At 59.8% G+C, this 18,509-nt stretch carries 20 protein-coding genes and 1 pseudogene; 11 read left to right on the plus strand and 10 right to left on the minus strand.

Features of this window, described 5'->3' with window-relative positions:
* Positions 1 to 159: 159 nt before the first annotated feature.
* Positions 160 to 1,806: a malate dehydrogenase (quinone) gene (mqo, locus tag ASD70_RS20340; RefSeq protein ID WP_056847296.1), complete on the minus strand. Its 1,647-nt coding sequence runs from the start codon at positions 1,804 to 1,806 to the stop codon at positions 160 to 162.
* 481 nt (positions 1,807 to 2,287) lie between these two features.
* Between mqo and ASD70_RS20345 the strand changes: the two genes are divergently transcribed.
* Positions 2,288 to 3,475, plus strand: a complete 1,188-nt coding sequence (locus ASD70_RS20345; RefSeq protein ID WP_056847297.1) for an MFS transporter — start codon at positions 2,288 to 2,290, stop codon at positions 3,473 to 3,475.
* Between the two features lie 145 nt (positions 3,476 to 3,620).
* Here the strand turns inward: ASD70_RS20345 and ASD70_RS28565 are convergent, their stop codons facing one another.
* A complete protein-coding gene (locus tag ASD70_RS28565; RefSeq protein ID WP_082561455.1) occupies positions 3,621 to 3,839 on the minus strand; it encodes a hypothetical protein in 219 nt (72 codons plus the stop codon).
* Between the two features lie 145 nt (positions 3,840 to 3,984).
* Positions 3,985 to 4,350 carry a DUF6124 family protein gene (locus ASD70_RS20350; protein WP_056847298.1) on the minus strand — a complete coding sequence of 122 codons (366 nt, stop codon included), beginning with the start codon at positions 4,348 to 4,350 and terminating at the stop codon, positions 3,985 to 3,987.
* A gap of 388 nt (positions 4,351 to 4,738) precedes the next feature.
* On the opposite strand from ASD70_RS20350, the gene ASD70_RS20355 reads away from it, so the two are divergent.
* The 5 genes and pseudogenes from ASD70_RS20355 (at position 4,739) to tal (ending at position 8,287) form a co-directional block, all read left to right on the plus strand.
* Positions 4,739 to 5,227: a thiol-disulfide oxidoreductase DCC family protein gene (locus ASD70_RS20355; RefSeq protein WP_420794066.1), complete on the plus strand. Its 489-nt coding sequence runs from the start codon at positions 4,739 to 4,741 to the stop codon at positions 5,225 to 5,227.
* A gap of 216 nt (positions 5,228 to 5,443) precedes the next feature.
* The gene (locus ASD70_RS20360; RefSeq protein WP_056847300.1) at positions 5,444 to 5,686 is read left to right on the plus strand and encodes a CopG family ribbon-helix-helix protein; all 243 of its coding nucleotides are present in this window, start codon (positions 5,444 to 5,446) and stop codon (positions 5,684 to 5,686) included.
* Positions 5,634 to 5,959 (plus strand): annotated as a pseudogene (locus ASD70_RS20365) (type II toxin-antitoxin system RelE/ParE family toxin). The gene ASD70_RS20360 and the pseudogene ASD70_RS20365 overlap by 53 nt, the downstream one beginning before the upstream one ends.
* Before the next feature lie 83 nt (positions 5,960 to 6,042).
* Positions 6,043 to 7,029: a tRNA dihydrouridine(20/20a) synthase DusA gene (gene dusA / locus ASD70_RS20370; protein ID WP_056847301.1), complete on the plus strand. Its 987-nt coding sequence runs from the start codon at positions 6,043 to 6,045 to the stop codon at positions 7,027 to 7,029.
* Between the two features lie 331 nt (positions 7,030 to 7,360).
* Positions 7,361 to 8,287: a transaldolase gene (gene tal / locus ASD70_RS20375; protein ID WP_046071513.1), complete on the plus strand. Its 927-nt coding sequence runs from the start codon at positions 7,361 to 7,363 to the stop codon at positions 8,285 to 8,287.
* A gap of 200 nt (positions 8,288 to 8,487) precedes the next feature.
* On the opposite strand, the gene rssC is transcribed toward tal, so the two are convergent.
* Both rssC and rssB read right to left on the minus strand, forming a co-directional pair.
* On the minus strand, positions 8,488 to 8,970 hold the full coding sequence (gene rssC / locus ASD70_RS20380; protein ID WP_010212025.1) for an anti-sigma factor antagonist RssC: 483 nt from the start codon (positions 8,968 to 8,970) through the stop codon (positions 8,488 to 8,490).
* On the minus strand, positions 8,970 to 10,151 hold the full coding sequence (gene rssB, locus ASD70_RS20385) for a two-component system response regulator RssB (protein WP_005786210.1): 1,182 nt from the start codon (positions 10,149 to 10,151) through the stop codon (positions 8,970 to 8,972). Before rssB ends, rssC begins: the two co-directional genes overlap by 1 nt.
* Positions 10,152 to 10,427: 276 nt before the next feature.
* On the opposite strand from rssB, the gene ASD70_RS20390 reads away from it, so the two are divergent.
* A complete protein-coding gene (locus ASD70_RS20390; protein ID WP_046071512.1) occupies positions 10,428 to 10,724 on the plus strand; it encodes a PilZ domain-containing protein in 297 nt (98 codons plus the stop codon).
* Between the two features lie 62 nt (positions 10,725 to 10,786).
* Here ASD70_RS20390 and ASD70_RS20395 read toward each other — a convergent pair whose 3' ends face one another.
* A complete protein-coding gene (locus tag ASD70_RS20395) occupies positions 10,787 to 11,476 on the minus strand; it encodes an MlaA family lipoprotein (protein ID WP_043047479.1) in 690 nt (229 codons plus the stop codon).
* Positions 11,477 to 11,672: 196 nt separating this feature from the next.
* Between ASD70_RS20395 and ASD70_RS20400 the strand changes: the two genes are divergently transcribed.
* The gene (locus ASD70_RS20400) at positions 11,673 to 12,281 is read left to right on the plus strand and encodes a hypothetical protein (protein WP_046071511.1); all 609 of its coding nucleotides are present in this window, start codon (positions 11,673 to 11,675) and stop codon (positions 12,279 to 12,281) included.
* Between the two features lie 111 nt (positions 12,282 to 12,392).
* Positions 12,393 to 12,659, plus strand: coding sequence for a DUF4404 family protein (locus ASD70_RS20405; RefSeq protein WP_043047481.1), 267 nt, complete (start codon positions 12,393 to 12,395; stop codon positions 12,657 to 12,659).
* 138 nt (positions 12,660 to 12,797) lie between these two features.
* Here the strand turns inward: ASD70_RS20405 and queF are convergent, their stop codons facing one another.
* Both queF and copI read right to left on the minus strand, forming a co-directional pair.
* The gene (gene queF / locus ASD70_RS20410) at positions 12,798 to 13,628 is read right to left on the minus strand and encodes an NADPH-dependent 7-cyano-7-deazaguanine reductase QueF (RefSeq protein WP_046071510.1); all 831 of its coding nucleotides are present in this window, start codon (positions 13,626 to 13,628) and stop codon (positions 12,798 to 12,800) included.
* Between the two features lie 66 nt (positions 13,629 to 13,694).
* Positions 13,695 to 14,216, minus strand: coding sequence for a copper-resistant cuproprotein CopI (gene copI / locus ASD70_RS20415; RefSeq protein ID WP_046071509.1), 522 nt, complete (start codon positions 14,214 to 14,216; stop codon positions 13,695 to 13,697).
* A 159-nt stretch (positions 14,217 to 14,375) separates the two neighbouring features.
* On the opposite strand from copI, the gene ASD70_RS20420 reads away from it, so the two are divergent.
* Together ASD70_RS20420 and ASD70_RS20425 are read left to right on the plus strand one after the other, a co-directional pair.
* Complete coding sequence (locus tag ASD70_RS20420; RefSeq protein ID WP_056847302.1) at positions 14,376 to 15,056, plus strand: heavy metal response regulator transcription factor; 681 nt, start codon at positions 14,376 to 14,378, stop codon at positions 15,054 to 15,056.
* On the plus strand, positions 15,053 to 16,399 hold the full coding sequence (locus tag ASD70_RS20425) for a heavy metal sensor histidine kinase (protein WP_046071507.1): 1,347 nt from the start codon (positions 15,053 to 15,055) through the stop codon (positions 16,397 to 16,399). Before ASD70_RS20420 ends, ASD70_RS20425 begins: the two co-directional genes overlap by 4 nt.
* A 117-nt stretch (positions 16,400 to 16,516) precedes the next feature.
* Here the strand turns inward: ASD70_RS20425 and ASD70_RS20430 are convergent, their stop codons facing one another.
* Both ASD70_RS20430 and lolD read right to left on the minus strand, forming a co-directional pair.
* Positions 16,517 to 17,761 (minus strand): lipoprotein-releasing ABC transporter permease subunit, encoded by a 1,245-nt coding sequence (locus tag ASD70_RS20430; RefSeq protein ID WP_056847303.1) that lies wholly within the window; start codon positions 17,759 to 17,761, stop codon positions 16,517 to 16,519.
* A gap of 60 nt (positions 17,762 to 17,821) precedes the next feature.
* Entirely contained in the window at positions 17,822 to 18,505 is a 684-nt protein-coding gene (gene lolD, locus ASD70_RS20435; RefSeq protein ID WP_019818240.1) for a lipoprotein-releasing ABC transporter ATP-binding protein LolD, read from the minus strand.
* Between the last annotated feature and the right edge of the window lie 4 nt (positions 18,506 to 18,509).

Consider the following 18,509-nt stretch of genomic DNA (forward strand, 5'->3'; position numbering starts at 1 on the left):
AGCCTAGCGTGTAGTCACGCTGGCTCCGCCTTTTGCCCGAATCCATTGACTCCTCCTGAAGATAGGTCAGAAGGCGTAAACCTTATTCAGGACGGGACAGCGCCCACAAAAAAGCCCGCTGACCGTCACCGGTTCAGCGGGCTTTTTCGTGGGTGTTGCTTACAGCGCCAGGTCAGACGCCGGCTTGCTTGGCTCAGCCGCAGGCTTGGCAGCCTCGGTAGCCTGTGGAGCGGCCAATTGCGGGATCGCTGGCGGTGGTGTCAGTTGCAGCACACCGGCAGTGTAGGCCCATTCCTTGGCAACAGCTTCAGGGCTGTCGTTCAGCTTGGTGCCGTAGCTTGGCACGATCTGGTGCAGTTTTTCCTGCCAGGCCGGGCTTGCTACCTTGTCCTTGAAGACTTTTTGCAGCACGGTCAGCATGATCGGAGCCGCGGTGGACGCGCCTGGCGATGCACCCAACAGGCCGGCAATGGAGTTGTCAGCAGAGCTGACCACTTCGGTACCGAGTTTCAGCACGCCGCCCTGCTCTTCGTCACGCTTGATGATCTGCACGCGCTGGCCGGCTTGCCACAGGCGCCAGTCGGACTGCTTGGCGTTCGGGAAGTACTCTTGCAGCGCCTTGAAGCGGTCGTCATCCGACAGCATCAGTTGGCCGGCGAGGTACTCGACCAGTGGGTATTCACGAATACCGACTTTGGTCATGGGCCAGATGTTGTGGGTGGTGGTGCTGGTCAGCAGGTCCAGGTACGAGCCTTCTTTCAGGAACTTGGTCGAGAAGGTCGCGAATGGGCCAAACAGGATCACGCGCTTGCCATCCAGCACGCGGGTGTCCAGGTGCGGAACCGACATCGGTGGCGAACCGACCGAGGCTTTACCGTAGGCCTTGGCCAGATGCTGCTCGGCGATAGTTGGGTTATCGGTGACCAGGAACGAACCGCCCACCGGGAAGCCCGCGTATTCCTTGGCTTCAGGAATGCCCGACTTCTGCAGCAGGTGCAGGGCACCGCCGCCGGCGCCGATGAACACGAACTTGGCGTCGGTTTCAGTCTTGGTGCCGTCTTTCAGGTTTTTGTAGCTCACACGCCACGAACCGTCGTCGTTGCGGGTGATGTCCTGCACTTCGCTCGACAGTTTCAAGTCAAACTTCGGCGTGGTTTGCAGGTGAGCGACGAACTGGCGGGTGATCTCGCCGAAGTTCACGTCGGTACCGATCGGGCTCCAGGTGGCCGCGATCTTCTGCTTCGGATCACGCCCTTCCATCATCAGCGGAACCCACTTGGCGATCTGCGCCGGGTCTTCGGAGTACTGCATGCCGGCGAACAGCGGGCTCGCTTGCAGGGCTTCGTAGCGTTTTTTCAGGAACTTGATGTTGTCATCGCCCCACACAAAGCTCATGTGCGGCGTGGAGTTGATGAACGAACGCGGGTTCTTCAACACGCCCTGCTGGACCTGCCAGGACCAGAACTGACGGGAGATCTGGAACGCTTCGTTGATCTCGACCGCTTTAGGGATCTCAACGTTGCCGTTCTTGTCTTCCGGGGTGTAGTTCAGCTCAGCCAAAGCAGAGTGACCGGTACCGGCGTTGTTCCAGCCGTTGGAGCTTTCTTCGGCCACGCCATCGAGGCGCTCGACCATTTCCATCGACCAATCCGGTTCCAGCTCATTGAGCCAGACACCCAGGGTTGCACTCATGATGCCGCCGCCGATCAGCAGCACATCGACTTTCTTTGCCTCTTCCGCTTGCACGGACGTGATCCCCATCGACAAAGCCAGCCCCAGCAGGGCAGTGTTTACTTTTTTAAACATCAGTAGCACCTATGATAAAACGCCATCCGCCCTACCGCCTCCGATCATGAGTAACCCTCGTTCACGCTACGTCAGGCAACGTACCGCGGGGTCTGCACATTCACATGAAGGCTGCAGGGTGGGCACACAAGGCCGATGGATCGACCTCACTGTTATGTCCCTTCTGCGCTGACTTCTTATCATTATTGGCTCAGCTACCTGGGCAACAGCCAACCGCTGGGACGTATACGGGTGTACGCACCAGGGAAAGCCTAGACCAAGACGGCGCGCAGAATATCACGCTAAACAGCGTTTATGCGCCGTTTGGCCAATTGACAGGCCCAAATCGCGGCTTTTAATGCGCCGGTGTCAAGCCTGACAGCCGCGACCTGCGGTCACAGGCCTGGAACTCTGACGCAAATGGCGGTTCTAGACACCTTCGCCGTTGCCTGCGTAGCATCGGCGGCTGTCTTTCGTGCACACCTTCCACATAGAGTTACCCATGACTACCCAGCAAACACCCGGGCACGTACTGCCCGCGCGCAGCGCCGCGAAAATGGAAGCGGCCATGGCCGTAGGCGCCTTCGCGATCGGCACCGGCGAATTCGCCATCATGGGCCTGATGCCCGACATCGCCCAAAACCTGGGCCTGAGCGAACCGCAAGTCGGCCACGCCATCAGCGCCTACGCCCTCGGCGTAATGGTCGGCGCCCCACTGCTGGCCATCCTCGGCGCCAAGCTGCTGCGCAAACACATGCTGCTGTTGCTGATGGGCCTGTACGCCCTGGGCAACTTCGCCACCGCCTTCACCCCTACCTTCGGCTCGCTGGTGGTCTTCCGCTTTATCAGCGGCCTGCCCCACGGCGCCTACTTCGGCATCGCCGCCGTGGTTGCCTCCAGCATGGTGCCCACCGACAAACGCGCCGGCGCCGTAGCCCGCGTGATGATGGGCCTGACCCTGGCCATGCTGCTCGGCAACCCCATCGCCACCTTCCTCGGCCAACACCTGGGCTGGCGCTCGGCGTTCGCCCTGGTCAGCGTGATCGCCCTGCTCACCATCGCCCTGGTCTGGCAATTCGTGCCCCACCGCCACGACGAACAACGCAGCGACCCACGCAAAGAACTGCGCGCCTTCACCAAACCCCAGGTATGGATGGCCCTGTCCATCGGCGCGATTGGCTTTGCCGGGATGTTCTGCGTATTCAGCTACCTGGCGCCAACCATGCTGGAAGTGACCAAGGTCTCGCCGCAGTGGATTCCGTTTGGCCTTGCCGCGTTCGGCGTCGGCGGCATCATCGGCAACATTGCCGGTGGCAAGCTGTTTGATCGCATGCAGTTCCGGGCGGTGGGCTTGATTCTGGTGTGGTCGATGGCCGTGCTGCTGTTCTTCCCTTTCGCCGCCTCGTCGCTATGGGGCGTGCTGCTGAGCATGGGGTTGGTGGGCACCATGGTCGCATTGGCGGCACCGTTGCAGATCCGCCTGATGGACATCGCACACGAAGCGCCGAGCTTGGCGGCGGCTTCGAACCATGCGGCGTTCAACCTGGCAAATGCGCTGGGCCCGTGGTTTGGTGGCATGGCCATTACTGCCGGCCTCGGCTGGACCAGCACCGGCTACATCGGCGCCGCGACAGCCCTGGTCGGCCTGGGCCTCTACCTGATCGCTCGGCGTATGAAAGGCGGCCACTAGGCTCTCTGTAGGAGCGAGCTTGCTCGCGAAAATCGCCAACGATAACGCGGGCATCCTGATTCACCACCGCGCCCTCAAGTTTTTCGCGAGCAAGCTCGCTCCTACACGTCATCACTCCAGCGGGCTGCAGCAGCCCAGCGCGGCATCAATCATCACGCAACAACCCCGAACCATACTCCCCATAACTACTTCCCAACCCACTGCCACCAAAATTCATCTTCGCTGCTTTGCTGGGGCTATGGTCCCCAAATGCCTGGCATCCACCTGAAAAGCACGGGTCACTGCTCACGGCGGGTGAAGATGAACAAGCACTCAACAGCAACGTGCCGGTGATCATCACAACTTTGACGAGGTTCGAGATCATGGTTTCAACTCCCTATGGGCTGGAGGCGCTGGCGTCCTCTCTTGCAGGCAATCGTAGGCCTCAAAGGCGCAGGGAATTATGAAACTTTGCTGAGGGACAGCATGAGTTCAGGTTGCCGCCTTGGGTAAGGCGGCAGGGTTGGTTGTCAGGCTTTGACTGGGGCGGTTACGGGCGCAACTTGCTCCTGGGCTCGGCCAACGAGCAGCGAGCTCAACTCGATTAACTGCTGAATGCCCAGGGCGATGGCGCGCTGGGAATCGTCGAGATCGAACGCCAAGGTGGCGGCCATTTCGTTGGCGGATGCCAGATTTTCGGCGGCGTTAGCCAGGAGGGTTTCGGGGTCGATGGTTGGGTTGACGAGGAATAAGCGGTTGCTTGAGCGTTCGGCGGGCGCAGCGTCGTCGGATGGGGGCAAGTGATGATTGATTGCACGCTGGGCCGCGGCTTGAAGCTTGGGGTCGACGGACGATGCGGTTTGATCGAATGAAGAACTGCGTGTGTTGTTGTGCATGGGCGAAGCTCCAAATATTTCGGGAGTTAAAAACGCCTTAGCAATACGGTCTTCCACCTCCGGCCGCTGGGTTTGCAGCGGCTTGAGGAGGTTAGCTAGGGGTGGTCTGAGGGGCAAGCCGAGAAATGTGTAGGAAATACCCTAAAGGCGTACCAAGGACTGGATCTAAACTCCCGGTCAGCACATTTAACAACTTCGTTACGTCTGCGAGCTGTAAGTTGCTTTAAACAACGTCGTATGCGCTCCAGGGTGGAGCAACGCCAACGACAGGGGGGGTGCCCTTGTGACGTTCCATGTCATATCCTGCCAAGCCTGAGCGAGACATTTGTTGAACAGGCGTAGAGGCAACGAGAATTTAAAGATCGTTAAGTTATAAAACGATCGCAAAATGACAGCCTCAAAGGGTTTATCTTCAGATACGGCAGACCCGATGACCATCCAAACCCAATCTCCCGCCCCGCTTCTAAATCCAGGCGAAACAGCAGTACTTTTTGACGGCACTTGCAAGCTCTGCAACGGCTGGGCACGATTTATTATTCACTATGACCATGCTCGTCAAATTCAGCTTGCTGCGGTTCAATCGCCGGAAGGTCAAGCGCTATTAAAGTGGGCGGGGCTACCGCAGGACAAATTCAACACCATTGTTCTCATCTCGAATGACAAGGTGTCCGTGCGTTCCGAGGCAATGTTCGAAATCTTGGCACGCCTGGATGCCCCGTGGCGCTGGCTAACGGCTGCCCGCGTCGTCCCAGCGACCCTGCGAGATTGGATGTACGACAAAATCGCTATAAATCGTTATAGATTATTTGGGAAGTACGATTCCACCCGTCTTCCGGTGGCGGATTACGAAGGGCGGTTTTTGAAGGCGCGGAGATAAAGAGGACGGATTTATTTATACCATTGCAGAAACAAAGCTAATCAGCAGGCAGCAAAAAACCGCCTCGGATACCGGGATAAGACCACGACACCGGCTATGAGTTGGCAAAGGAAAAGCAAACGACTCACTCCCAGACACACCTCGCGACGGCCTGCTGCTTCAACCCGACGCTTCACGGTGTAAGATACCCCACAACCGTCCACCATCGAGGCCGCCATGACTGGGATATCCCTAAACCTGCCGGAAGACCTCTCCAACTCTCTCGCCGACCTAGCCAAAACCAATGGCCAAACAGCGAGCTACCTGGCGATGGACGTTCTTCGAGACTACATCGAGCACGAAAAAACGCTGACCGCTCAGATCGAGCTGGCGGTAAAAGACGCCGACGAGGGCAAATTCGCCAGTGATGACCAAGTGGCGGCCATGCGCGCTAGGCGCTGGAGCAGGAACGCGGGTTGAGTGGCTGGAAAAGCACTCAAAAACCTGGAAGACGAAGCGAACTATATCGCTCTCGAAAATCCAAAAGCCGCTGACGACTTCTCGGATGCCATTTTCGCCAGCGTCGACAGGCTGGCTCAGTTTCCTTCCATGGGCCGCGAAGGTCGGGTGAAACATACCCGCGAATGGGCGGTTCCCAACTGGTCCTATCTGATCCCGTATAGAGTGCGGGGCGATCGACTGCAGATCCTTGGCGTATTCCACACACGGCAACGTCCTCGCTCGAAGTGGTAATGCGCGCAAAACTTGCCTCTCCGGCACCCAAGATCCGTTCCTGATAAACTGCGCGCCATTCGCCTCGCTGACTCAGATCCCCCATGTCCCTACAAACCGCCCCACTCTCCCGCCGCTTCTCCGTCGCCCCGATGATGGACTGGACTGACCGCCACTGCCGGTTCTTCCTGCGCCTGCTTTCCAAACACGCCCTGCTCTACACCGAGATGGTCACTACCGGCGCAATCCTCCACGGCGACCACGAGCGCTTCCTGCGCCACAACGAAGCCGAGCACCCGCTGGCGCTGCAATTGGGTGGCAGTGTCCCCGCCGATCTGGCCGCCTGTGCCCGTATGGCCGAGGCCGCCGGTTACGACGAGGTGAACCTGAACGTTGGCTGCCCGAGCGACCGCGTACAAAACAACATGATCGGCGCGATCCTCATGGCGCACCCTGCCCTGGTGGCGGATTGTGTGAAGGCGATGCGCGATGCGGTGTCGATCCCTGTGACGGTAAAGCACCGTATCGGTATCAATGGCCGGGACAGTTATGCCGAGTTGTGTGATTTCGTCGCCACGGTGAGGGACGCTGGTTGCACCAGTTTTACCGTGCATGCGCGGATTGCGATTCTGGAGGGGTTGTCGCCCAAGGAGAACCGGGACATTCCGCCGTTGCGTTATGACGTGGCGGCGCAGTTGAAGCGGGATTTTCCGGAGTTGGAGATTAATCTCAACGGTGGGATCAAGACGTTGGAGCAGTGCCAGGAGCATTTGCAGACGTTTGATGGGGTGATGTTGGGGCGGGAGGCTTATCACAATCCGTATCTGTTGGCGGAGGTGGATCAGCGGTTGTTTGGCAGTGAGGCGCCGGTGATTAGTCGGGCGCAGGCGTTGGTGCAGTTGCGGCCTTATATTGCTGAGCATTTGGCCAGTGGTGGGACGATGCATCACATTACGCGGCATGTGTTGGGGTTGGGTACTGGGTTTCCGGGGGCTCGTAAGTTCAGGCAGTTGTTGTCGGTGGATATTCATAAGGCGGCGGATCCATTGGCGTTGCTGGATCAGGCTGGGGAGTTGTTGGAGGGTCGGTGACTGGATAGCTGCTGGGCTCTGGTAGGAGCGAGCTTGCTCGCGAGAAACCCATAGGCGCCGCGTTTATTCAGGAAGTACGCGTTATCGTTGACGTTTTTCGCGAGCAAGCTCGCTCCTACCGTATTGGGTCAGGCCCAGTGGCGATGACCGTGTCATCGGGCAGTTGGGTTGAACCTGCCAGCGATTTTGCCCTCCTATTGAGCACCACTGCCGGTAATTCAAACGGCCGTTTCCAGGTTATTGCCCTCGCAAACGACCTAACGCATTTGCGCCCTTGAGCGCCTGCCAGCGCTCGGGTAATGTCATCAGACCCACAGGACAGAGCACGCCCATGACTTCCAAGCTGGAACAACTCAAGCAATTCACCACCGTCGTAGCCGATACCGGCGATTTTTCTACCCTCGCCAAGCTCAAGCCGCAGGACGCTACTACCAACCCTTCCCTGCTACTCAAGGCTGCGTCCATCTCTGGTTATGCCAAGCTGCTGGATGAGTGTGTACAGGACTGCAACGGCGACGTAGGCCTGGCCAGCGACCGCTTTGCGGTGGCGGTGGGTCAAGAAATTCTCAAAGTAGTGCCGGGCCGTATTTCCACTGAGGTGGATGCGCGTCTGTCGTTCGACGAGGCGGCCATTCTCAAGCGTGCGCACCGTCTGATCGACCTGTACGACAAAGCCGGCGTTGGCCGTGACCGTGTGCTGATCAAGATCGCTTCTACCTGGGAAGGCATCCGTGCCGCCGAGAAGCTGGAAAAAGAAGGCATCCAGACCAACCTGACGCTGCTGTTCTCTTTCGCCCAGGCCGTGGCCTGCGCTGAAGCCGGCGTGTTCCTGATTTCGCCGTTCGTGGGCCGTATCTACGACTGGTACAAGAAGGCCAACGGCAACGACTACACCGGTTCCGAAGACCCGGGCGTGCAGTCGGTGACGCGCATCTACAACTACTACAAGGCCAATGGCTACAAGACTGTGGTAATGGGTGCGAGCTTCCGTAACCTGAGCCAGATCGAAGAGCTGGCCGGGTGTGATCGCCTGACCATCAGCCCGGACCTGCTGGAGAAGCTGGCGGCGGATGAAGGCAAGCTGGAACGTAAATTGGCGCCAGGGCATGCCGGTGAGGCGCGTGTGCATATGACTGAAGCGCAGTTCCGTTGGGAGTCCAACGAGGATGCGATGGCGACTGAGAAGCTGGCAGAGGGCATTCGCCAGTTTGCTCGCGATCAGGAGAAGCTGGAGGCGTTGTTGTCGGCCAAGCTGTAAGGGCAGATAGCAGCAAAAAGGGCGGCACCTGTGACGGTGCCGCCCTTTTTTGTGTACCAGTTTCAAGTCGATCGCAGGTCAATTGTGGGAGGGGGCTTGCTCCCGATAGCGGAGTGTCAGTCACTGGATTTGTTGACTGATCCACCGCTATCGGGAGCAAGCCCCCTCCCACATGGGTATGTGTTTCGACAGGGAAGCCGTCAGTGGCGCTCGAGGGCGTTGACGAGGTCGTGGAAGGCTTCGCGGTTGGACTCGTTGAGGCCCATGAGGATCTTGTGCGCTTCCAGCACCTTGACCCGTACGATCTCTTCGGACTGGTCTTGCGACGGCAGGTCGGTGAGGCATTCCGGGCAGGGAATCGGGCGGTCAACAATGTTGAACACCTGGTCGAAGCCCATGGACTGCAGCAGCCGGGTGATGTCTTCGTGGGTGGTGACGACGGTCGGCAACAGGCCGACCTTCTGCCGAGACAGAATGGACAGCTTGGCCAACAGCCCCAGGGTGGTGCTGTCGATGCTGCGGGTTTCGGTCAGATCGATCACGATCGCCGAGAAGTTCAGCGCTGTGAAGATCCGCTCAATCGTCGCATCCAGCGCCGAACACAAGGTCAGGCGCACTTCGCCGACAAACTTGAGGACGAAGGTCCCGTCTTGCTCGGCGAATTGGATTCTTCCGGTACTCATCAAAGATTCCTGCTCAACACCAATAGGGCGATATCATCCGGCATCTCCCCTAGCGTGGCCAATCCAAAAACCTGCCGCAGGCCATCCAGGCTGCCGCCCGCCGACTTGACCTTTTGGGGCAAGGCGGCTTCTTTCTCTTTGAGTGTAGGCTCTGGCAAAAGGTCCAGGATGCCGTCGGACATCAGCGTCAGGCTGAAAGTCGGCGGCAGTTCCAGGATGTGGTCTTCGTAGGTGGCTTCATTGAACAAGCCTACGGGCAGGCCACGACCCTCCAGGTAGCGCACACTGTCAGGAGTGTACAAAACAGGCATCGGCAGGTGACCGCCAATGCTGTAGGTCAAAAGACCGGTTTCTTCGTCGATCACGCCGCCGACCATCGTCACGTGCTTGCCCAGCTTGCAGCTGATCAGGCCCCGGTTGATGTGGCCCAGCACCTCGGAGGGGGTGAACTCCGGCAAGGTGCCATTGCGCTTGGACTCGAACAACAGCCGTGTGGTCATGAACTTCAACAACACGGTCACAAAGGCAGAAGAAGCGCCATGGCCGGAAACGTCGGCCAGGTAGAACGCCACGCGTCGCTCATCCACACGGAAATAATCGACAAAATCACCCGACAGGTACAACGACGGGATGATCTGGTGGGCAAACTTGAACTCGTCGATGCTCCAGGGGCTCACCGGCAGCATGTTCATCTGTACCTGGCGACCGGCGTTCTGGTCTTCCTGGAGCAGGTTCAGGCTGGCTTCGAGCTCGCGGTTGGCGGTCTCGAGCTTTTCGCGGTAGCGCTGGTTTTCCAAGAGCAGGCGGGCACGGTCCAGGGCGCGGCGCACCGAGTGCTCCAGCACGGCCAGGTCTTCCAGGGGCTTGATCAGGTAATCGGCAGCGCCCAGGCGCAGGGCTTCGACGGCGTCGTTCATGACACCGGCACCGGACACGACAATCACCGGTGTTTGCGGGGCAAGCTCGGTCACCTGGCGAATCAGCTCCAGGCCGCCCATCTGGGGCATGCGCAGGTCGCAGATCACAAGGTCGGGCTTGTCGCGCTCGAATACCTGGAGACCCTGTTGGCCATTACTGGCCTGCAGGACGCTGAAGCCACTGTCTTCCAAGTAGGCCGCGAGGCTCGCGCGCACTACTTCGTCGTCATCGATTATCAGCAGCGTGGCACTGGTTTTTTGCATGTGGGCAAACGGCGCCAGAATTAGGTTGGCGTAGGCGGCTCGGCAATGGCCGGGCTCACGTACTGGATTCGCTTTCTAGCCTCTCTGTCCTACAAAGCATTGGGATTTCGCCCATGCACAACGGTAAAGCAGAGGTGCCCTTCTAAGGCGCAGACGGTACTCCCATCCGTGAGGGGTTTCAAGCTCATGCCGATGGTCGCCGGGCGTCTTTACACCGCAAATCACCGGGAGTTATAAGAACTGCCACAACCCCAACGTAAAGTAAGGATGGATGCTGTGAGCGAACACGAGCGCGACTACGCCGAAAAACGCGATTTCATCCGCATGCGGGTGGATGCCAATGTGTCCCTGATCCACGCCGGGCAGGAGATTGAAGGTGTATGCCTGGACCTTTCCAGCTCCGGCATGCAGGTGCAGGCGCCGCGCCAGTTCATCGTGGGCGACCTACTGACCGTACGCATCGATTCAGAGCACGCCGCACTCAAGGGCCTGGAGGCAGACACTGAAGTCGTGTGGACCAAGGCTGCGGGCGATGAACAGCACTTGGGTCTCAGGATCTTGAAGATGCGCTGAAAAGCGCGCACAAAAAAGGCGACCTTTCAAAGGTCGCCTTTTTCATTTCAAAACGTCACGGCCTAGAAGTCGTCAACGACCTTGCCATCCTTGACCTTGAACTCACGGTTCTGCAGGTAGGCGTTACGAATGAAGGTGTACTTGTCGCCGCTGATCAGCTTCTCGCTGTCGAGCAAGCTGGCGCGCACGTCGACGACGTTCAGGCCGAAGGTGCTGTTACGCCAGCCGATGTCATTCATGTAGCGGTAGGGTTGGGTGTAGCTGTCGACGTATTTGGACGGCGCATCACGCAAGGTGCTTGGGCCGAGCAACGGAATCATCACGTAGGGACCGCTGCCGACGCCCCAGTAGCCGAGGGTCTGGCCGAAGTCTTCATCGCTGCGATGCAGCCCCATTTTGGTGCCGACGTCGATAAAGCCCAGCACGCCAAACGTGGTGTTGACCAGCAGGCGAGCCGTGTCGACACCAGCATTGTAGGGCTTGAGCTGCAGCACGTTGTTGGCCAGGTTGCCGACATCGCCGATGTTGCGGAAGAAGTTGTGAACGCCGTCCTGCACAAATTGCGGGGTGACGAACTGATAGCCCTGGGCGATTGGCTTGAGGGCGTAGGTATCAACGGTGTCGTTGAAGGTGAAAATCGGGCGGTTGACGCTTTCCCATGGGTCATCTTCCGACGCGGCTTGTACGGCGAAAGGTGCCAACAGCACGGTGGCACACACCGACAGCTGAGCGAAGTAGTGGCTCCAGCGCATAGCTTTTGCTCCTTGAATGGTCTGTCATGGGCGCTATGCCCTGAATAAGGCCGTCAGTATATGACGGAAGTGTGTGTTTAGGCAGCTACAAGGATCCTGTCTTACGAAAAATGCACAAAATTCCTACAAACACCATCAGTGTCATGGCCTTGTCATGCCACCCCGTTAGTGTTGCTGCTATTTCAGGGACGTTCAGATGCCACACGCCGAGATTGCTATCGCCACAGCCCCTTCATTGACCGCCGTGTTATTTGGCCTGAGTGGCTGCCTGGTGGATTTTGGTTCCCTGGCGCGTACCGATTCGCCCTGCCCCGGCTCCGTGGCCACACCCGGCGCTTTGAAAAGCCTGCGTAGCCTGAAAGAACTAGGCGTGCCCTGCGCCTGGCTGGACGAACTGCCGCCCTCGGTTACCACGCCCCTGTCCACCAGTCTGCCGGGCTGGGTCAAGGCTGCCTCACCCTCCCCCATCCGCTGGCCCGCGCCCCACGCCTGCTGGCAAGCCTTGATGGAACTGAACATCGAACGCCTGGAAGGTTGCGTACTGGTCAGCGGCGAGCCGCGCCTGCTGCAATCGGGCCTTAATGCCGGGTTGTGGACCATCGGCCTGGCCTCTTGTGGCTCGCTCTGCGGCCTGTCACCCGAGCAATGGCAGGCACTCACCGCACAGCAACGCGAATACAAGCGCGGCAAGGCGACTGTGGCGCTCTATGGCCTGGGCGTGCACTCGGTGATCGACCACCTCGGCGAGCTCGGCAGTTGCCTGGCAGACATCAGCCTGCGCCGGCTCAAAGGCGAGAAGCCCTGATCAAGATCATGCACGGTTAGCCCCAGTGGATTAATCTAGAGGTCAGCCCGTAGACCTTTCGCGGCGTGCCGTGGTCTATGCCAGTGACTATCGATAAAAGGAAAGAACGTCATGCCTGATCGCAAAAAGCTGGAAGAACAGGTCGAGATCCTGCGCGGGCAGTTGGAACAGGAGCCACCGCTGTCACCGGAAAAACGTGAAGCGTTGGAGGAACTGATTGCCAAGTTCGAAGTGCAACTTGAATTGGAACCGGCCACTCAGACGCCGAGCATCTCCGACGATGTGAATCAGGCGGCCATAGAGTTCGACGCTGAGCACCCGGTCATTTCCGGGACATTGCGCAATATCATGATCACCCTGGGCAATATCGGGATCTAACCCGACCCTAAGCCCAATAAAGAACCAAAATGTGGGAGGGGGCTTGCTCCCGATAGCAGAAGTTCAGACACAGATGCTGTGACTGACACTCCGCTATCGGGAGCAAGCCCCCTCCCACATTTGCTTGTTTATGCAGGCTTACTGGCGCGCCAGGCGCACGTTCAGGAACTGGGTATTTTCAGTGCTGCGGTACGGATTGATATCCAACCCACCCCGGCGCACATAGCGCGCATAAACGGTCAGCTTCTCCGGCTTGAGCAAGCGCTGCAAGTCCAGGAAGATCCGCTCCACGCACTGCTCATGGAAGTCCGAGTGCTGGCGAAAACTCACGATATATTCCAGCAGGCTGGCGTGATCCAACGCCGCGCCACGGTACTCCACTACCACGCTGCCCCAATCCGGCTGGCTGGTCACCGGGCAGTTGGATTTGAGCAGGTGGCTGTGCACGCTCTCCTCCACCACACGCGAGTCATCGCAACGCAGCAGCTCCGGGCGCGGATGCTCATAGCTGCTGACATTGATATCCAGGCCGTCAATGCACGCACCCGGCAACGCCATCACGCCTTCGGCCTCGATGTCGGCCAGGCTGCGGATGCGCACGGTCACCGGCTTGCCGGCTGCAAAGCTGAGGTCGGTGCGCAGGGTGGCTTCCAGGCTTGGCGTATCGACAAAGGCGGTCTGGTTCAGCGAGTTGAGGTACAACTTGAAGGACTTGGACTCGATGATGTTCGGCGAGTCGGCCGGGATGCTGAACTCACCGATGGCCACCACCGGCTTGCCCGACGGCAGCAGCCAGGACAATTCAAAGCAGTTCCAGAAATCCACGCCCTTGTACGGCAGGGTGTCGGCGCTCAGGCCCAGTTCGGCCCACTTGGCGGCGCGCGGAATCGGGAACAGCAACGATGGGGTGTAAGTGGAGATGTATTCACTGGACTTGCCCAGCGGCGAATGTTCGGCTGCGGGATGCATGGCGGAAACCTGGCTAAATAAACCGCGCCAGTCTACCAGCCTTTGCCCCCGCCCTTAACAAACGCCTCACTCAACGGTCAGTTTGCCGACCATGCCCGCCTGATAATGCCCCGGCAGGTTGCAGGCGAACTCCAGGCCCGTGGCTTTGGTGAAGGTCCACGTCAGTTCGGCAGTCTTGCCCGGCTCCACCAAGACACTGTTGGGATCGTCGTGCTTCATGCCGCCCATATCGCCGTGCCCCATGGCGCTGTGGTCCATCTTGCCCATGCCTGTGGCGGTAAGCATGCCACTGGCTTGCATCTGCAGCATCTCTTTCTGGTGGGCGGCATGCATCGATGCGTCGCCCAGGTTGAATTCATGTAGCAACTGGCCTTTGTTGACCAGCACGAAACGCACGGTTTCACCGGCCTTTACGTCCAGGGCCTTGGGCTCAAAGGCAATGTCCTGCAGCGTGACTTGCACAGTACGCGTGGCTTTATCCGCCGGTGCGGGCTGGCCGAACGCGTAGGTGTGAGCAGCGTCCGCCAGCGCATTGAAGCTCATCGCCAACAAGCAGCCCGCCAATAACAGGGGTGTGCGCATCGCCATCTTTCACTCTCCAAAAAATAGGTGTCCAGCTTGGGCAACACTTTAAGATTGCCTCGCTGCCAGCCAGCTGACTGCTAGATTACAACTTTGTCAGCTTGCGCCCATCCCCTGGAGCCCAGGGTATAAAGGCCGGCTGCCATCCTTTACCAAGAGCCCGATATGAAACTGCTGATCGTCGAAGACCAACTCAAAACCGGCCACTACCTGCGTCAGGGCCTGGCCGAGGCTGGCTTTACCACCGAACTGGTGGCCGACGGCACGACCGGCCAGCACCTGGCGCTGACGGGTGACTATGACTTGTTGATCCTCGATGTGATGCTGCCGGGCCGCGACGGCTGGCAGATCCTGCAGGCGGTGCGCAGTGCTGGACTGGACATGCCGGTACTGTTTCTCACCGCTCGCGATGCCGTGGAAGACCGCGTGCATGGCCTGGAACTGGGCGCCGACGATTACCTGGTCAAACCCTTCGCCTTTTCCGAACTGCTGGCCCGGGTACGCACCTTGTTGCGCCGTGGCAGCAGCACACCGCAGGAAACCACCCTGCAACTGGCCGACCTGAGCCTGGACCTGATCCGCCGCCGGGTCGAGCGCGACGGCCAGCGCATTGACCTCACCGCCAAGGAATTTGCCCTGCTGGAACTGCTGCTACGCCGCCAGGGCGAAGTGCTGCCCAAGACCTTGATCGCTTCCCAGGTCTGGGACATGAACTTCGACAGCGACACCAACATAATCGAAGTGGCGATCCGTCGCCTGCGCCTTAAAGTCGATGACAACTTCCCCAACAAGCTGATCCACACCGCGCGCGGCATGGGTTATGTGCTGGAGGAGCGGTTCACGTGATCAAGCGCCTGTCCCTGGCCAGCCGCCTCGCGCTGCTGTTTGCCGCCTGCACGGCGGTGGTCTCGTTGATTGCCGGGGTGCTGTTCAACCGCGCCAGCGAGGCGCACTTTATCGAGCTGGACCAGCAACTGCTCGACAGCAAGCTGGTGGCCCTGCGCAGTGCCTTGCAGGGTGTCGACTCACGGGAAGCCTTTGCGCTGCGAGGCCCGCAATGGCGCGCCGAACTTGATCACCAGCCCGACTTCACCTTGCGTATCACTGCGGCCGACCAGCGCTGGGTGGACGGTGCGCCGTACCTCAGCGTGCCCGCAGCACCGGGCCTGCACAGCCTGCAAAACGCCGGCACCGACTACCGTGTGTACAACGCGCCGTTGACGCCCGGCCAACCCGGCTCGCCACAGCTGAGCCTGATCCTCGATATCACCCACCATCAGCACTTTCTGGAGCGTATGCAGCGTTTGATCTGGCTGACCGTCGGCCTCTCGGCCCTGGCCACTGCCCTGCTCGGCGCCTGGGCCGCACGCAGCGGGCTGCGACCGTTGCGACGCATGGGCGAAGTGGCCGCCAGCGTATCCGCCCACTCCCTGACCCAACGCCTGCCCCAGGCGCAAATGCCGATGGAGCTGGCGGAACTGGCCCAGGCCTTCAATGCCATGCTGGGGCGCCTGGACGACGCGTTCCAGCGCCTGTCGGCGTTCTCCGCCGATATTGCCCACGAACTGCGCACACCGCTCTCCAATCTGCTGACCCAGACCCAGGTGATCCTCACTCAACCGCGCCCGCTGGAGGACTACCGCGAGGCACTGCACAGCAACCTCGAAGAGTTGCAGTGGATGGCGCAACTGGTCAACGACATGCTGTACCTGGCCAAAGCCGACCACGGCTTGCTGATGCCCAACCGTGAAGCCCTGAATCTGGGCGACGAGGTCGACGCACTGTTGGAGTTTTTTACCCTGCTGGCAGAGGATGCGCAGGTCACGCTGGTACGCGAAGGCACCGCCCATACGCTGGGCGATCGCGGCATGTTGCGCCGGGCCTTGTCGAACTTGCTGGATAACGCGCTGCGGTTTACCCCACCGAGCGGTGAAGTACGGGTGCGGATAGAGAGTGGCGTGACACTGACAGTTGAGAACACCGGGGAAGGTATTCCTGCGCAGCTGTTGCCGCGGTTGTTTGACCGGTTCTACCGAGCCGACCCGTCAAGACGGCCAGGCAGCAGTGAACATGCGGGGCTGGGGTTGGCGATTACCCAGTCGATTGTGCGGGCGCATGGGGGGAGGATTTATTGTGAGTCGCAGGCGGGCTGGACGAGGTTTGTGATTGAGTTGCCCAAGGGAGATTGACGCAAGCTGGGCCGGCCCTATCGGGGGCAAGCCCCCTCCCACATTTTGACCTCATTGTTCCTGAATAAACGCGGTCCAGTGTGGGAGGGGGCTTGCCCCCGATAGCGGTCTAAGGCCTTACGAATACCTCAGCGCATGGGCCGGCTCAATCTTCGCCGCCCGATACGCCGGGTAAATCGTTGCCAAAAAGCTCAATACAAACCCCGCCGAACATATCAGCAACACGTCCCCTCCCTGCAGTTCCGAAGGCAGGTTGCTGACGAAGTACACATCCGAGCTGAAGATATGCTGCCCGCTGACCCGCTCCAGCCAGCCCACCAGCTCACTGACATTCAGCGCTGCGATCACCCCCAGCACCCCGCCAATCAGGGTGCCCACCACACCAATCACCGTGCCCTGGACCATGAAGATCGCCATGATCTGCCGGGGCGTGGCGCCGATGGTGCGCAGGATCGCGATGTCCGCGCCCTTGTCGTTCACCACCATGATCAAGGTGGCGATGATGTTGAACGCGGCCACGGCGACGATCATCAGCAACAGCAGGCCGATCATGGTCTTTTCCATTTTCATCGCGCTGAACAGGCTGCCCTGGGTGTGAGTCCAGTCATCGGGCTTGTAGGCTGCGCCCAGGCTGGCGGCGATATCCGCCGAGACGGTCGGCGCTGCGTACAAGTCCTTCACCGCCAGGCGCACGCTTTGCACCTGGTTGGGCTGCCAATGCTGGATTTCTGCCGCGTCGGCCATGTGGATCAGCGCCATGGAGCCATCCAGCTCGGCGCCCACCTTGAAGATACCCACCACGTTCAGCCGTTGCATGCGCGGTGTGATGCCACCTGGGGCGCTGCTGAGTTCCGGCACGATCAGGGTCAGCTTGTCGCCCACATTCAGGCGGAAGCGGCGTGCGGTGATATCGCCGACCACCACGCCGAACTCACCGGGCTTCAGGTCGTCCAGCTTGCCGCGCACAATGTGCTGGGTCACGATCGACACCTTGCCTTCCTGGGCCGGATCGATGCCGCTGATCTCGATCGGCTGCATGGCGCCCTTGTAGGAGAACATACCGTCCATCTGCGTGAAGGGTACGGCGGCGGTGACTTGCGGATTCTTCATCGCCGCGGCGGCCACCGGTTGCCAATCATCAATCGGCTTTACGCCGACGATGGTGGCGTGGGGCACCATGCCGAGGATGCGCGAGCTCATTTCGCGCTGGAAGCCGTTCATCACCGAGAGCACCACGATCATGGCCAATACGCCCAGGGCGAGGCCGATCATCGAGGTCATCGAGATAAACGAGACAAAACGGTTGCGGCGCTTGGCGCGGGTATAGCGCGTGCCGATGAAAATGGATAACGGTCTGAACATTCGCGTACACCGCCTGAAAAAATGAAAAAGCCCGACGCCAGGCGCCAGGCTTGAAACAGGTCAGATGGCGACCAGGTGACCTTCCTGCAGGTGCAACACGCGGTCCATCTGCCGGGCCATGCTCATGTCATGGGTCACCACCAGGAACGCGGTGCGCATCTGGGTGCTCAGTTCCAGCATCAAGTCCTTGATGCCCTGGGCGGTGTGGGAGTCGAGGTTGCCGGTAGGCTCGTCGAGCATCACCAGGCCCGGGTTGTTCACCAGGGCGCGGGCAATCGCCACACGCTGGCGCTCGCCGCCGGACAGTTCGGCCGGCTTGTGCTCCAGGCGGTGGCCGAGGCCGACGCGCTCCAGCAAGGCGGTGGCACGTTGGCGCGCTTCGGGGATCGCGGTCTTGCCGATCAACAGCGGCATGCACACGTTTTCCAGGGCGGTGAATTCCGGCAACAGGTGGTGGAACTGGTACACAAAGCCCAACGAACGGTTGCGCAGTTGCCCACGGGCCTTTTCATTCAACGCCGAAAGCTCTTCGCCGGCCAGCCACACGCTGCCCTGGGACGGCGTATCGAGGCCGCCCAGCAGGTTGAGTAAGGTACTTTTGCCGGAACCTGAACTGCCGACGATTGCCACGCGCTCGCCCGGGTGCAGTTCAAGTTGCAGGTTGGACAGCACCACCACAGACTCCGGGCCTTCCTCGTAGGATTTGCCCAGGTTGCGGCAGCTCAGGATTGCTTTTTCACTCATGCCC

This window comes from Pseudomonas sp. Root569, assembly GCF_001427465.1.
Taxonomy (GTDB): domain Bacteria; phylum Pseudomonadota; class Gammaproteobacteria; order Pseudomonadales; family Pseudomonadaceae; genus Aquipseudomonas; species Aquipseudomonas synxantha.

Excerpts from the sequence above, each read along its gene's own strand:
- ASD70_RS20400 (WP_046071511.1), top strand. The coding sequence starts at position 11,673 with ATGCCACACGCCGAGATTGCTATCGCCACAGCCCCTTCATTGACCGCC.
- ASD70_RS20395 (WP_043047479.1), bottom strand. The coding sequence starts at position 11,476 with ATGCGCTGGAGCCACTACTTCGCTCAGCTGTCGGTGTGTGCCACCGTG.
- rssC (WP_010212025.1), bottom strand. The coding sequence starts at position 8,970 with ATGAGTACCGGAAGAATCCAATTCGCCGAGCAAGACGGGACCTTCGTC.
- ASD70_RS20345 (WP_056847297.1), top strand. The coding sequence starts at position 2,288 with ATGACTACCCAGCAAACACCCGGGCACGTACTGCCCGCGCGCAGCGCC.
- lolD (WP_019818240.1), bottom strand. The coding sequence starts at position 18,505 with ATGAGTGAAAAAGCAATCCTGAGCTGCCGCAACCTGGGCAAATCCTAC.
- copI (WP_046071509.1), bottom strand. The coding sequence starts at position 14,216 with ATGGCGATGCGCACACCCCTGTTATTGGCGGGCTGCTTGTTGGCGATG.
- mqo (WP_056847296.1), bottom strand. The coding sequence starts at position 1,806 with ATGTTTAAAAAAGTAAACACTGCCCTGCTGGGGCTGGCTTTGTCGATG.
- ASD70_RS20420 (WP_056847302.1), top strand. The coding sequence starts at position 14,376 with ATGAAACTGCTGATCGTCGAAGACCAACTCAAAACCGGCCACTACCTG.
- ASD70_RS28565 (WP_082561455.1), bottom strand. The coding sequence starts at position 3,839 with ATGATCTCGAACCTCGTCAAAGTTGTGATGATCACCGGCACGTTGCTG.
- ASD70_RS20355 (WP_420794066.1), top strand. The coding sequence starts at position 4,739 with ATGACAGCCTCAAAGGGTTTATCTTCAGATACGGCAGACCCGATGACC.
- rssB (WP_005786210.1), bottom strand. The coding sequence starts at position 10,151 with ATGCAAAAAACCAGTGCCACGCTGCTGATAATCGATGACGACGAAGTA.
- ASD70_RS20360 (WP_056847300.1), top strand. The coding sequence starts at position 5,444 with ATGACTGGGATATCCCTAAACCTGCCGGAAGACCTCTCCAACTCTCTC.
- tal (WP_046071513.1), top strand. The coding sequence starts at position 7,361 with ATGACTTCCAAGCTGGAACAACTCAAGCAATTCACCACCGTCGTAGCC.
- queF (WP_046071510.1), bottom strand. The coding sequence starts at position 13,628 with ATGCATCCCGCAGCCGAACATTCGCCGCTGGGCAAGTCCAGTGAATAC.
- ASD70_RS20430 (WP_056847303.1), bottom strand. The coding sequence starts at position 17,761 with ATGTTCAGACCGTTATCCATTTTCATCGGCACGCGCTATACCCGCGCC.
- dusA (WP_056847301.1), top strand. The coding sequence starts at position 6,043 with ATGTCCCTACAAACCGCCCCACTCTCCCGCCGCTTCTCCGTCGCCCCG.
- ASD70_RS20350 (WP_056847298.1), bottom strand. The coding sequence starts at position 4,350 with ATGCACAACAACACACGCAGTTCTTCATTCGATCAAACCGCATCGTCC.
- ASD70_RS20405 (WP_043047481.1), top strand. The coding sequence starts at position 12,393 with ATGCCTGATCGCAAAAAGCTGGAAGAACAGGTCGAGATCCTGCGCGGG.